The following is a 14,300-nucleotide window of genomic DNA, read 5'->3' as shown; positions in this document are numbered from 1 at the left end:
AACCATCTGTAGGATCGTTCAACTGATCAGGAAAATGCTTAAATGATCAGTGTTACTTTAATAGCGGCTTTTTTTGTATCTAAATCAATCAACTAACACTTACTTCCCCTAATTTTCGTCATTTTGCTTTGCATCTTTTTCATTGTTAAATATACTGTATAAATATACAGGTATTTAATTATGCATGAACTAATAAAAAACTTACAAGACCGCCAGCTAATCTGGACAGGGTTACAATCAACAACGCAAGGCAGCACCACTTCGACAGGCTATCCTCAATTGGATAAACAGCTTGATGGCGGCTTCCCGACACACGGCGTTATTGAAGTTGAATCACAACAAGGGATTGGTGAACTGCGCCTGCTTACCCCCTATTTAGCTCAGCAAAACTCACAGAAGCTGGCCATATTCATTAACCCGCCAGGGAAGATCTGTGCCGAGTTTTTTAGCAGCCAAGGGATTGAGCTCGATAACATCTTGGTGATCGAACCTCAACGCGACCTCGATGCATTATGGGCAGCCGAGCAATGCCTCAAGAGTGGTGCTTGTCATTCTGTATTGTTATGGGGAGCCGATCTCGAAATCCACCAAACCAAACGCTTACAAGCAGCAAGCGAAACGGGCAAATGCCTGCAATTTCACTTTAAAGCCACCAGCCATAATCAGTTATCCCTGCCCGTTTCTTTAAGCATGAAGCTGTCTTTTCACATCCAAGGGTTAAAGGTTGAGGTGACTAAGAGAAAAGGCAGTTGGTCGTATGGAAGTTTTATTCTGGACATGAACCAGAACTGGCCGTTACTCACAGAAAAAGTCATCGATGAAAACAGCTCAATTCATGCGTTGTCTGGTAACACTGTGCTTGCTTTCCCTATTGCGAAGCAAGGCTAACGTATGCTGTGGTTGTATCTGCATTTCTCATCCCTACAATTGGACACCTTGTTTAACTCTAATGAATTGGGTTCGAACGAAGATTCACGCAATCAGCCTCTTATCATCGTCGATGAGAAAGATCATCGTGTGCTGCAAGCTAACCAAGCAGCTTTGCAATCAGGCATTACACTGGGCATGGGGCTAGGGTCTGCGGCCGCGCTTTGCCAGAACTTGCACGTCCACCCTTACAGTATTGAGCTAGAAAAAAGTAAGCTTAAAGAGATTGCTCAATGGGCCTATCTGGTCACTTCCGACATGGCATTACTCCCGCCCAATGGATTATTGATTAAAGCCTCTAACATGTTGTCGCTTTACGATGGGCTAGATAACTACTGGCATGAACTAAAAAGCCATTTAGAAACGCTCAATATCCAGTTCAGCTTTGCTACAGGTTATTCGCCACTTTCTGCAATCCTTTTAGGCAAGCAATCCATCAACCAAGCGACGAACAATGTTGAGCAGATGAAAGCTTGGGTTAACCAACAAGTACTGAGTTCAAGCGAACTTCCTGCTAAACAAGTTGAGCGCCTGAATCGTGTTGGTATCAATGTCGTTGAAGACTTATTAAAACTGCCTTTGCAAGATGTCGCGCGCCGCTTTGATATCGACTTGGTGAACTATGTTGGTCGTCTTAATGGGCAGTTCAAGCACCCGATTGATTTCTATCACCCACCAGAGAGTTTCCAGCAATATTTGGAGCTGCTGTTTGATATTGAAAACATCCTATTCATCGAAAAGCCTTTGCTGAAATTGTTGAATCAGCTCGAGTGCTTTTTGAGGTTACGTGACCGAGTGGCTTTCGAGTTAACGCTGACTTTGCATCTAAGAGATAAAGATGATCACCCAGTCTCTTTTTATTCTGCGCAGGGCGATTACCTTGCGGCCAAATGGGCGAACCTAACGCATCTAACCTTAGAGTCACTGAAGATAACAGCACCCGTACTGGGGCTGACTCTCTCTTTGATTCGTCATGGGGAACCCCAAATGGCCTACCATGATCTTTTTGATGGTAATACCGGAACACTTGCCGCGTTAGATTTGCTCTCATTACTGCAAGCAAAGCTTGGGCAAACCTGTATTCAAACACCGAAAATACAGCATGACCCAAGGCCAGAAAAGGCCAATCAGTATTCGCTCCCAACACTAAGTCATACGGCGAAAAAGGGGCGAGATCCACAAGAACTCGATCAACAAACCACAACAACGAACAGCATTAACCAACAGCGACTCCGGCCCAGTATTTTACTGCCAGAGCCCGAAGCCTTAACCGAAAGCGTCACCTTATCTCAAGGCCCTGAGCGTATTGTGTCTGGCTGGTGGGACGGAGAGAAAATCATTCGTGACTACTTTATTGCTCACAGTGAAAACGGTCGATGGTTATGGATCTTTAGAACACCCGATAAACAGTGGTTCTTGCACGGTTTGTTCAGCTAGTCAGTTTAGTAAGTCGTTCTTGCAACTTGCTTCATTTAAACGCCCTTTTCAATCATATTCATCCGCAATGGTTAAGTGAGATTACGTTATGTCTCAGCAATACTCAGAGCTATTTTGCCAAAGTAATTACTCCTTTCTAGAGGGAGCTTCGCATGCGGAAGAGCTTGTTTTACAGGCCGACTTCTTACGTTACAAAGCACTCGCGGTTACTGATGAGTGCTCAGTCGCGGGCATCGTTAAGGTTCACTCAGCAATCAAGCAACATAAACTGTCGCTCAAGCAAATTGTCGGGAGCATGTTTTGGTTAAATGAAGAGTGCCAAGTGGTTTTGCTATGCCCAAATAGAGAGGCCTATGCCGAGCTATGTCGTATTATTACCAACGCGAGACGTCGTAGCAGTAAAGGACATTATCAGCTCTCTGAGTGGGATATCATGTCGGCTAAGCACTGCTTCATTCTTTGGCTTCCTCAACAGAAAAATGAAGACGCACATTGGGGGCAATGGCTTTCTCAACACCACTCCGGTCGATTATGGATTGGCTTACAACGACACCTAGAACAAACCGACCAGCAGTACACGGATTACTGTGTTGAGCTGTCACAACATCACCAACTGCCGATTACTGCCTGTGGTGGCGTGCTGATGCACAACGCGAATCGCTTACCCTTGCAGCATTCACTCACTGCGATCAAATACCAACGTCCCATTACTGAAGTGGGCAGTCACTTACTCGCCAATGCCGAGCGCTGTTTACGCAGCATCAATAAGCTATCGCATATATTCAAAGCTGAGTGGTTAGAAGAAAGCAACCGAATCTCAGAGCTGTGCGAGTTTGAGTTAGACAACTTGCGCTACGAATACCCAAGCGAACTGATTCCTCAAGGTGAGACACCCATGAGTTATCTACGCATGTTAGTCGAGAAAGGAAAACGAACTCGCTTCCCGCAAGGCGTGCCTAACAACATTCAACAAATCATAGAAAAAGAATTGGGGCTAATTGACGAGCTTGACTACCCTTTCTTTTTTCTCACAATCCACGACATCGTCATGTTTGCCAAAAGCCAAGGCATTCTTTACCAAGGTCGTGGTTCAGCGGCCAATTCCGTGGTCTGTTATTGCTTAGAAATCACTTCTGTCGACCCAAGACAGATCTCAGTGCTATTTGAACGCTTCATCAGTAAAGAGCGCGATGAGCCGCCCGATATTGATGTCGATTTTGAGCACGAACGCCGTGAAGAAGTCATCCAATACATCTACAAGAAATACGGTAGAGAACGCGCAGCACTTGCTGCAACTGTGATTTCATATCGCTTCAAAAGTGCAGTAAGAGATGTCGGTAAAGCATTGGGGCTACAAGAAACTCAGCTCGACTACTTCATTAAAAACACCAATCGCAGGGACAAAAGCTTAGGTTGGCAGGCTCAGCTCACTCAATTGGGGCTACAGCCTGATTCTTTGAAGGGACAGCAGTTTATCCATTTGGTTAATGAGATCATCGGCTTTCCACGTCACTTGTCTCAGCACGTTGGTGGCTTTGTGATCTCTTCTGGTCCTTTGTATGAGCTGGTTCCTGTCGAGAATGCGGCAATGCACGATCGAACCATTATTCAATGGGATAAGGATGATCTAGAAACCTTAGGCTTGCTGAAAGTTGATGTACTCGCGTTAGGTATGCTCTCTGCGATTCGTAAATGTTTCGACCTGATCAAACGCATTCACGGGCGATCACTGACCATTGCTGAGATCACTCGCCTTAAGGACGATCCTCAGGTTTACGGCATGATTCAGCGAGCAGATACGGTCGGGATATTCCAAATTGAGTCACGTGCGCAAATGAGCATGCTGCCAAGGCTTAAGCCGAAGACTTATTACGACTTGGTGATTCAAATCGCTATCGTACGTCCTGGGCCTATTCAAGGCGATATGGTTCACCCATTCTTAAAGCGTCGAGATGGTATTGAGCCAATCAGTTATCCATCTAAAGACGTGGAGTCGGTACTGTCGCGCACCTTGGGTGTACCGATATTCCAAGAACAAGTGATTAAACTCGCGATGGTGGCTGCAGGATTCACAGGTGGAGAGGCGGATCAGCTCAGACGCGCGATGGCCGCTTGGAAGAAAAATGGCAACGTCTTTAAGTTTAAAAACAAACTCATCGAGGGAATGCAAAAGCGTGGCTATGAGACAGAATTTGCTGAGCAGATCTTTAAACAGATCTGCGGTTTTGGCGAATACGGTTTTCCTGAAAGTCACTCGGCTTCGTTTGCGGTGTTAGCGTATTGCTCCGCTTGGTTGAAATGCTACTACCCTGAATGTTTCTACGCTTCTTTGCTCAATAGCCAACCCATGGGCTTTTATAGCCCCTCACAGTTGGTACAAGACGCACAACGACACAATGTGGTAGTTCTTCCGGTATGTGTGAACGCCTCACAAGACAACCACATAGTCATTGAACATCAGAATGGTTTAGCGATTCGCTTAGGGCTGCGACAAATCAAAGGATTCAGTGAGCATGGGATTCAAAGCGTGCTCGCCAATCGTCCACAATCCGGTTATCGCCACCCTAGCCAGGTGAAACAGTTATCGATGAATAAGAAAGATATCGAGCTACTGGCATCGGCCAATGCGCTACATAACGTATCGGGAGACCGCTTCCAGACTCGCTGGGCAATCATGGACTCAGCTTCTGATTTACCTCTGTTTAGCCAAGTCTATGACGATGTTGGGGATGGACATGACGAACATGCACTGCACAGACCCAATGAGATGCAAGATCTACTCGAAGACTTCACCAGTGTCGGAATTTCATTGGACAAACACCCAATCACTTTGCTAGAAGAAGCGGGACGATTAGGTCGATTCACACACATGAAGGATTTAATACAGCAAAGACACAAATCTATGGTCACGGTTGTTGGATTAGTCACAGGAAAACAAGCTCCCGGAACCGCGGCAGGTGTTACCTTTGTTACATTAGAAGATAACACGGGCAATATTAATGTCGTGGTATGGGGAGCAACCGCGCGCTCTCAACAGCAAGCTTATCTGACAGCCAAAGCGTTAAAAGTACAAGGAATATTAGAAAAGGAAGGCGAAGTTGTGCATGTTATAGCGGGTAAACTCATCGATATTACCGATGACATTATTGGTTTGAACACCAAATCCCGAGATTTTCATTAACGAATCAAGTTGCCCTCTAAGAAACGCTAGAAACGCTAGAAACGAAAAAGGAAAGCATCCGCTTCCCTTAAATTCAAGTTGTTGAGTTATACCTCAACGTCCGCTTCCGTACGTCTTTTCTTAAATTCCCTATACAGTAATAAGCTCAAAGTCATGACGACTTTAGACGTTAACCATATCATTCAGAGGAACTACCTTAGATTGTGCATGAAAAGTTACGTTAGTAGTTGAGCATATTTTGTTAAAAAACATGCTGTATCAAATACTAGCAAACGTTTTCGCCAAGGTCATTCGAAACAAACCGTACAGCTGCATTAATTACAAAATCTGACGCATTCGCTCTTGAGTTACTTCAACTAAGAGGTCTGGTTGGAATTTAGAAATAAAGCGATTACACCCTACTTTCTCAACCATGGCTTCATTGAAACTACCACTTAATGAAGTATTTAGCGTAATAAACAAGTCATGCATTCGAGGATCAGTTCGAACTTCATGAGTCAGTTTGTAGCCATCCATTTCTGGCATTTCAGCATCGGTGATCATCAACAGTATTTCTTGATTGATGTCTTTGCCTTCATCACACCACTTCTTAAGTAAAGTCAGTGCTTCTAAGCCGTCACAACATTCGATAATGTTCAAACCAAGTTGCGACAAGGTGCCTTTGATCTGGTTGCGTGCTGTTGAAGAATCATCCACGATAAGCACATTGCGGCCAACCATTTCATTCGCTAACTGCTGATCTAGAACACCGTCAGAAATCGACACGTCGTAGTCGATGATCTCCGCTAACACTTTTTCAACATCGATGATCTCAACGATTTTGTGCTGCTCTTCTTCTTGGATATGCGTGATGGCAGTTAGGTAGTTTGCTCGACCCGTAGTCTTTGGTGGCGGTTGGATTTCTGTCCATGTCGTATTCACGATATTGCGAACTTGTCCAACCAAGAAGCCTTGTACGGTTCGGTTGTATTCGGTAATGATCAAGTTGTTTTCTTGAGTCTCATCACGTGATGGTGGGAAACCAATCGCACTGCGTAAATCAATCACAGGTACAGATTCACCACGTAAAGAAGCAACACCCGTAATATGATGGTGAGAGCCTGGCAAGCGAGTGAGTACAGGCACTTTTAAGACTTCTTTAACTTTAAATACGTTAATCGCAAATAGTTGGCGACTATTTAAGCTAAATAACAAGAGTTCCAGACGGTTTTCACCGACGAGTTTAGTTCTCTGATCAACAGAATTTAAAACGCCAGACATACAACACCTTAGTGACAAATAATAACTGTGGCTACAATAGCCTAATTCGATAGGTTAAAGCAAAGCGCAAATACACAGATGCTTAAACTAAGTACAACAAATGCTGTTATACATAGTTTAAGTGCATGGAAAGGGTTCAAGGAAGGCTAAAAACGATAAAAAAAGGGTTAGCCTTCAATCACTTTCATTAACAATTGGCCATCATATAAAGCTTGTTTAACAAGCGCAGCACCTGGCATGGTGGCTTGTTTATAGAATCGAGATTCCACCAGCTCTAAATCTTGATGGTAAACCGATAAACTCTGCTCTTCGATACACTTTTGAATCGCAGGATACAACACGCTTTTAGCCTGATTGATAACACCACCTATCAAAATTTTCTCAGGATTGAAAAGGTTGATCACAATCGCTATCGCGGCACCTAAGTAACGACCTAACTGTTCAATCACTTCAACAGCCAGTGGATCACCATCAGCAGCAGCAGCGCAGATCTGTTCAATTGTGACATCTTCAAACGCCGTTAGTGATGATGCCTCGCCATTAGCCAGTCTTTCTTTGACTTGCTCACGGAGAGCCTGTGAACTCGCAACCGTTTCTAAACAGCCATGATTACCACAATGACAAAGCTTGCCTTGTTTATCGATCTGAATATGACCTAGCTCACCGATGTTACCGTGGCGACCTTGCAATACTCGGCCGTCGAGAATGATCCCTGCACCTACACCGTGGTGAATCGAGATCAAAACGGAATTATCGTTATCTTGAGAGTGACCAAACAGCTTCTCTGCTAATGCCCACGCTCGGGTATCATTGGCAATAAAGACAGGTAGACCTGTTTCTTTGTAGATCTCAGGACCCAACGCTAAGTTTTTAACGTTGTAGTGTGGCATCTGCAACACAATTCCCTGCTCAGAATTCACAAGCCCCGGTAGCGTAACCGCAATACTTGTTACCCTATCGAGTTGCTCGGCATAAGTTTGGAAAAACTCATCAATTTCATGCAGAAGACGCGCAAGTACATCGTCTTGGTCACGTTCATGAATATCAATCTTAGTATCGATAAGTACATCGCCGCCCAATTCATGGAGCGCGATCGTTAAGTATCCGCGACCAAGACGCATCGACAGAAACTGCCAACCTTCGTTATTGGTTTGCAGACCGACAGCAGGACGCCCACGAGTCGTGGCTTCTTGAACCGTCGTTTCGTGAATAAGGTGAGCTTCAATGAGTTCACGGGTAATTTTAGTAATACTCGCCGGGGCCAACTCACTTTGCTTGGACAGATCGATACGAGAAATAGGACCTTTAAGGTCAATTAGTTTATATACACGACCAGCATTGACCTGTTTGATATGATCAATATGGCCCGGTTGAGCCATGTACATTTTACGCTCCAGAAATCATCAACGCGGTAATTTTTTTACTTTGCGAAGTAATTGTGAAGTCACTTGGTATATCGCCGTGACCCGTATCACGTATATACATGAATCTTTGTGTATCTAGTCAAATAGTTCGAGAAAAATTAGTACCTACATCGATAAATTGAGACTTAATTTTCTTAATGAAACATCGTTATTGAGTCCTGAATACAATAATTGGATACAAATAAAGAAATATCCTTCTAGCTCCCAATAAATAATCAATTAATGCATATACTTAATTAAGGCGCGTTGACCTTTCGTGGTTAAATTTTGTTCGAGATAAAAGCGTTTTAATCGCGGCGAGGGAGAAGTAGCCTAGTCACTCTAAGCAAATCTTCCTCAACAAAGAGTAAAACGCTTTTTGCGGGGGCGCCCAGCTCGAACCCTTCGGGCAGCGTTTGCTGGTCATTTCTACTACGTTATCGGCTTCTCATGTAGACTAGCTACACATCAAAGCCTCTGCCTTGTATAAATACCCAGCAACTCGCTGCAAAAATCAGCTCGAAAGGTCAACATGCCCTAGTAGTACACAAGCAACATGGTAGAATGCCGCCATTAATCTTATCCTTGTATAAGATTGTTAAACCTTTCCATCGCTATTTAGCCAAATCATACCGAGAAACTTATGCCATTTTCCAAGCTTGGATTAAGCTCACCTATTGTTAAAGCCGTTGCAAAACAAGGCTATGAAAAGCCAACCTCTATTCAAGAAAAAGCAATTCCGATTGTGCTTTCTGGTAAGAACCTAATTGCTGCTGCACAAACAGGTACAGGTAAAACTGCGAGCTTTGTTCTCCCTATCTTAGAAATGCTAAGTAAAGGTGAAACACAACGTAAAAAACGTATTCGTGCTGTTATTCTGACACCAACTCGCGAGCTTGCGATTCAGGTTGAACAGAACATTACTAAGTACGCGAAGTTCCTAAACCTAACATCACTAGCGATGTACGGTGGCGTATCTTACCAACATCAGAAAGACCGCTTGATCGAAGGTGTCGATATTCTTGTGGCAACTCCAGGTCGTTTAATCGATATGTACGGACAACGTGCCGTTCATTTTGATGAAGTTGAAGTACTGGTTCTTGATGAAGCTGACCGCATGTTAGACATGGGTTTCATTGAAGACATCAACAAGATCATCGCGCGTTTGCCACAAAACATTCAAAACCTGTTGTTCTCAGCAACGCTATCAACGCCAGTTCGTGCGCTAGCGAAAAGTGCAATCAGTGAGGCGGAAGAGATTTCTATCGCCAAAACTGACGCTTCTAAAGCGAACATCGAACAATGGCTAGTTACTGTAGATAAAGACCGTAAGTCTGCACTTTTAAGTCACATGATCACTGACGGTGAGTGGGACCAAGCGCTTATCTTTATCGAGACTAAGCACGGCGCGGCTAAGTTGGTTGCTCAACTTGAAAAGCGTGGTATCGAAGCGGAAGCTTTCCACAGTGGACGTAGCCAAGCGATTCGTGAAAAGATTCTGGCTGATTTCAAAAAAGGCCGTCTAAAATATCTAGTTGCGACAGGTGTTGCTGCTCGTGGTATCGATATCGATAATCTAAGCCGCGTAGTGAACTACGACATCCCATTCCCAGCGGACGACTATGTTCACCGTATTGGTCGTACAGGCCGTGCTGATGCGTCTGGTGAAGCGATCTCTTTCCTATCGAAAGATAACTTCAAGAACCTGTGCATCATTGAAAAACGTCTTGGTCACTTGATTGAGCGTCGCGTCGTTGAAGGTTTCGAACCACGCAAAGAAGTGCCAATCTCTGTATTGAACTTCGTGCCTAAAAAGAAAAGAGACCTACAGCAACCTGAGTAATTTCAGGTTTAGACAATGCGAAAGTCGCATTAGCCAAAATGAAAATAAAACGAAGCCCTATGTGGCTTCGTTTTGTTCTTTGAAATACATATAAAGTTGAGGCAATAAGATGATCACTCCTATCGCAACGAGATTAACCCGAGGCCAAGACCTAAAGCTTGAGCTCCAAAAGCTAGTGACAGCGCACAATATCTCAGCGGGCTCTATCGCGTCTTGTGTCGGGTGTGTTTCTCAGCTCAATATTCGTGTGGCTAATGCGAACAACACCAAGCTAATCACAGATCCGTTCGAAATTGTGTCACTTATGGCGACGCTAACCCTAAAACACCAGCATGTTCATATATCCGTTGCTGATGAAAATGGCAATGTGATTGGTGGGCATTTGCTTGAAGGAACAATAATCGCAACCACCGCTGAATTGATTGTTCACCGCTACGATACTTTGACCTTCAACAGAGAGCATGACGATTCAACGGGTTACACTGAGCTCACGATCAGCAGCAACACGCAATAGATCGCCCCATAGCAACACTAAGCGCCCCATATAAAGCGACACAACCAAATAGTATTAGGAAACACGATGGCTCCAAACTCAGCAGACTCCGTTATCGTTCTCGATTTCGAAACCACAGGCTTATCGCCAAACATGGGTGACCGAGCGATTGAAATCGGTGCGGTTAAATTAGTTAACGGCGAAGTCGTCGACACGTTCCAGCAGCTCATGAATCCAGGGTTTCGTGTTAGCGGGTTCATTGAAAGCTATACCGGAATCAGTAACCGTATGTTAAGCACTGCGGCCAGTTGCAGTGAAGTGATGGATGAGTTTGCAGACTTTATCCAAGGCAGCCAACTTGTTGCTCACAATGCGTCGTTTGATAAGCGCTTTCTCGATGCGGAATTAGACTTTATTGGCCGAGACTACACAGGCAAGTTCGCTTGCTCAATGTTGATTGCTCGCCGTCTAATCCAAGGCGCACCGACTCATAAGCTAGGCGACCTTGTGCGTTTCAAAAATATCGACAACGACGGTACTTTCCACAGAGCGTTAGCCGATTCAGAAATGACAGCACGGTTATGGTTATTGATGATTGATGAACTGCAAAGTGATCACGGTATTCAACAGCCGAGCTTTCAATTGATGCAAAAAATATCTAAGACAGCTAAAGGCTCGATTCCAAAGCTGCTGATGAGCAACAGAAATTAAATATCTAAACTCTCTCCCCTTCAAGTTTGATTGACAGGCTAGTCACATGGATAACTACTAGCCTTTAGAACGAAAGAAGACTCTACTCCTGCAGTGATTCAAATGTTCCTTTCAGGCTTGCTAATTCACTCATGAAATAAGCCCACTGTTTATTAGTACTGCTTTCTACGATATCGACTAAAAAATTGGCTGACGTCTGCATGTTCTTGTTAAGCTCAGGCTCAAGTCCTTCAGGATAATAAGCTTCATTGTTCAAAAGTAAGTTCATAATAATCGGCTGAGCTATATCTAAGTCGCTTTTCTTTTCCATCAGTGTCGATAAATCTTGGTAGGTATTATTTTGATATTGCCGCCAGTTATCGTTGGTATTTACCCACTCTTGAGACCAAGCAAAAATAATCTTTTTTTGTTCTTTCGATACTGAACCTAACCATCGTTCTGCCCGCTCTTCTATTCTGTTTCGGTATCGCTCTCTCGAATCTTCATCATCCAATGATAATCTTTCTTCGTAATACTCTTGTTGCTTCTCTCTAAAGTGCTTTAAGAATTCCTTATCTTGCTCAGGGGTAAGCTGCATACTTAATGCATAAATATCAGGAGAGAACTTATTAACGATTGAGCGAATATGGTCTTTAATTTGGTCACTTTGTTCAGAGATAAAAGCAGAATTCATATCAGAACGATCTGTGTTTTGGATCACTTGCAGTTGCGAAATATATAACGGCAGTTGAGTTTCTTTATGCCATTGCTGTAATAAGTCGAGGCGCTCTTCGAGCTCTGATTCCTGACTATTGGAAAGAGTTACAAAGTCTTCAATATAGCTAACGACAAACCAGCTTATATTGTTATAGGCAAATTTAGTCCCGCAGCCAGAGAAAAGAAAACAGCTTAATAAGACTAACCAACGACACTTTCTCATTACACCCTCTCACAACATTTTACTCAACAACGAACCTCAAGACGATCTTATAACATTAGCTACAAAATCGGGTTCTCGTAAAAACTTTCGGATAAATTGAGACTCAGACTTGCTAATCTAACTATTTCGGCAAATGATTAAACTAAAAATAATTAATGGCAGTGATGTAACTTGATTTTTATTGCTCATTTGACGCAATACGAACCCTATAAATGAGTTGGGTTGGCGTATTTCAAATGATTGATATTTGGGAGGGGAGCTATGGCCGCTATTCCTGATCATCCAAGCGATTTTGAATATGAGCTTTGTTATTTTGACGATGGTTCAATAACCACAATCACGATATTGGTTCACAATCGAAAGGAAGCGATGACTTGGTATCTTAGCGAGGGAAAACATATCAACGATCTTTATTCGATAAGACCCGATGAATAATGCTTTGGTAAAGAGAACTAGGTCGATAAACCTAAGAGAGTAAACTTGAGTGGCATTTTGTGGAACACCCTTTACTGCAATGTCATTAAGTAGCAATCTCGTTAATTAGACATATCGCAGCAAAGGGATTCAGTCTCGAATTATTTCAGAATTCGGGCGCGGAATTGACGACCCTTCATCTTACCTGATTCGATTTTGCCTAATGCTTTCTTAGCCATTGATCTTTCTACAGCAACGTAAGCGCGCATCGCGAACAAGTTGATCTTACCTACTGATTTACCATCAATACCGCCTTGGCCTGTCAACGCACCGAGGATATCACCTGCGCGAAGTTTCGCTTTTTTACCACCATCAATCTGGATCGTTACCATGTTTGAGTAGTACGGCTTAGCCATTGGTTTAGCTGGCAACTGAGACGGTTCGATTGGCATATCCATGTACTCATCAATTTGAGCAACACGGTGCATCTCTTTTTCGCTAAAGAAGCTGATAGCGACGCCTTTGCTTCCTGCACGACCAGTACGACCGATGCGGTGTACGTGAACTTCAGGATCGCGAGACAACTCAAAGTTGAACACAGCATCTAGGTTATCAACATCAAGACCACGAGCAGCAACATCTGTTGCAACCAAGATAGAGATGGTTTTGTTTGAGAACTGAACCAAAGCTTGGTCACGTTCACGTTGTTCCATGTCGCCATGAAGCTCGATAACACTGAAGCCACGGTGGCTTAGCTCGTCGTTTACGTTCTGTACTTCTTTCTTAGTATTACAGAACACAACCGCTGACTCTGGTTGATGATGAAGAAGCATTAGCTCTAGTGCGTCATCACGAGCTTCAGTACCTTCAACCTTATAAAAGTGTTGCTGGATGCTTGAGTGATCGTGCGTTGATTCAATCTTCACCATTTCAGGGTTATTCATGATACGGTCTGCAACAGATTTAATCTGTTTAGGGAAAGTTGCACTGAACAATAACGTTTGACGATCTTTTGGTGCTGCTTCAATAACAGCATCTAGTACATCTTGGAAACCCATTTCCAGCATGCGGTCGGCTTCATCTAACACAAGTGTGTTCAACTCAGACAGGTCAATACGGTCTCTCTCTAGGTGGTCCAGGATACGACCAGGAGTGCCCACAAGAATGTGTGCGCCATGCTCTAATGAACCAATTTGTGGGCCCATTGGCATACCGCCACATAGTGTCAGCACTTTAATATTGTGAATACCACGAGCAAGAGTACGGATCTCTTTTGCTACTTGGTCTGCTAGCTCACGAGTCGGACATAACACTAAAGACTGAACACGGAAACGCTTAACGCGTAGGTTTTGCAGCACGCCTAAACCAAAAGCAGCTGTTTTACCTGAACCCGTTTTACCCTGACCGATAACATCCTTGCCATCCAGAATAGTAGGAAGACTTAACGCTTGAATAGGCGTCATTTCAGTATAACCAAGAGAATTTAACGTATTTAGAAGCTCTGGCTTAAGGGCGATTGAAGAGAATTTTGAAGTGCTCAATGGAAATATCCAACTGGTGAAAAACAGAGTGCATTATGAGTGTTTTTGAAAATTATTCCACCTTAATCACAGTTTTGAAGAAATAGGTTAGGCGAACACAAAAAAGCCAGCTTTGTTGGCTAACACTGATCATTTAAGCATTTTCCTGATCAGTTGAACGATCCTACAGAT

11 protein-coding genes are annotated in these 14,300 nt (G+C 43.6%); 7 read left to right on the top strand and 4 right to left on the bottom strand.

Annotated elements, in window-relative coordinates; translation table 11 throughout:
- Positions 1-180 precede the first annotated feature (180 nt).
- The 3 genes from imuA to AB6C75_RS21120 all read left to right on the top strand — a co-directional run bounded on the left by imuA (position 181) and on the right by AB6C75_RS21120 (position 5,545).
- The gene (imuA, locus tag AB6C75_RS21130) at positions 181-888 is read left to right on the top strand and encodes a translesion DNA synthesis-associated protein ImuA (RefSeq protein WP_372109096.1); all 708 of its coding nucleotides are present in this window, start codon (positions 181-183) and stop codon (positions 886-888) included.
- Positions 889-891: 3 nt separating this feature from the next.
- Positions 892-2,364: a DNA polymerase Y family protein gene (locus AB6C75_RS21125; RefSeq protein ID WP_372109094.1), complete on the top strand. Its 1,473-nt coding sequence runs from the start codon at positions 892-894 to the stop codon at positions 2,362-2,364.
- Between the two features lie 88 nt (positions 2,365-2,452).
- Entirely contained in the window at positions 2,453-5,545 is a 3,093-nt protein-coding gene (locus tag AB6C75_RS21120) for an error-prone DNA polymerase (RefSeq protein ID WP_372109092.1), read from the top strand.
- 318 nt (positions 5,546-5,863) lie between these two features.
- On the opposite strand, the gene AB6C75_RS21115 is transcribed toward AB6C75_RS21120, so the two are convergent.
- Complete coding sequence (locus tag AB6C75_RS21115; protein WP_009848992.1) at positions 5,864-6,805, bottom strand: chemotaxis protein CheV; 942 nt, start codon at positions 6,803-6,805, stop codon at positions 5,864-5,866.
- A gap of 167 nt (positions 6,806-6,972) precedes the next feature.
- The gene (locus AB6C75_RS21110) at positions 6,973-8,190 is read right to left on the bottom strand and encodes an ROK family protein (RefSeq protein WP_017102815.1); all 1,218 of its coding nucleotides are present in this window, start codon (positions 8,188-8,190) and stop codon (positions 6,973-6,975) included.
- A 661-nt stretch (positions 8,191-8,851) separates the two neighbouring features.
- Here AB6C75_RS21110 and AB6C75_RS21105 point away from each other — a divergent pair.
- From AB6C75_RS21105 to AB6C75_RS21095, 3 genes are all read left to right on the top strand, one after another.
- Positions 8,852-10,051, top strand: a complete 1,200-nt coding sequence (locus tag AB6C75_RS21105) for a DEAD/DEAH box helicase (protein ID WP_009844775.1) — start codon at positions 8,852-8,854, stop codon at positions 10,049-10,051.
- A 109-nt stretch (positions 10,052-10,160) separates the two neighbouring features.
- Entirely contained in the window at positions 10,161-10,565 is a 405-nt protein-coding gene (locus AB6C75_RS21100; protein ID WP_372109089.1) for a PPC domain-containing DNA-binding protein, read from the top strand.
- Positions 10,566-10,631: 66 nt separating this feature from the next.
- Entirely contained in the window at positions 10,632-11,255 is a 624-nt protein-coding gene (locus AB6C75_RS21095; RefSeq protein ID WP_372109087.1) for a PolC-type DNA polymerase III, read from the top strand.
- Between the two features lie 82 nt (positions 11,256-11,337).
- On the opposite strand, the gene AB6C75_RS21090 is transcribed toward AB6C75_RS21095, so the two are convergent.
- Positions 11,338-12,174 (bottom strand): DUF6279 family lipoprotein, encoded by an 837-nt coding sequence (locus AB6C75_RS21090; RefSeq protein ID WP_017102460.1) that lies wholly within the window; start codon positions 12,172-12,174, stop codon positions 11,338-11,340.
- A 261-nt stretch (positions 12,175-12,435) separates the two neighbouring features.
- Between AB6C75_RS21090 and AB6C75_RS21085 the strand changes: the two genes are divergently transcribed.
- The gene (locus AB6C75_RS21085; RefSeq protein ID WP_372109085.1) at positions 12,436-12,609 is read left to right on the top strand and encodes an RNA helicase; all 174 of its coding nucleotides are present in this window, start codon (positions 12,436-12,438) and stop codon (positions 12,607-12,609) included.
- A gap of 140 nt (positions 12,610-12,749) precedes the next feature.
- Here AB6C75_RS21085 and dbpA read toward each other — a convergent pair whose 3' ends face one another.
- On the bottom strand, positions 12,750-14,129 hold the full coding sequence (gene dbpA, locus AB6C75_RS21080) for an ATP-dependent RNA helicase DbpA (RefSeq protein ID WP_372109083.1): 1,380 nt from the start codon (positions 14,127-14,129) through the stop codon (positions 12,750-12,752).
- Positions 14,130-14,300: the final 171 nt, after the last annotated feature.

It is taken from the genome of Vibrio sp. 10N.237.312.B06, assembly GCF_041464685.1.
GTDB classification, from domain to species: Bacteria; Pseudomonadota; Gammaproteobacteria; order Enterobacterales; family Vibrionaceae; genus Vibrio; species Vibrio tasmaniensis_A.
This window is presented reverse-complemented; position numbering and strand designations above follow the sequence as displayed.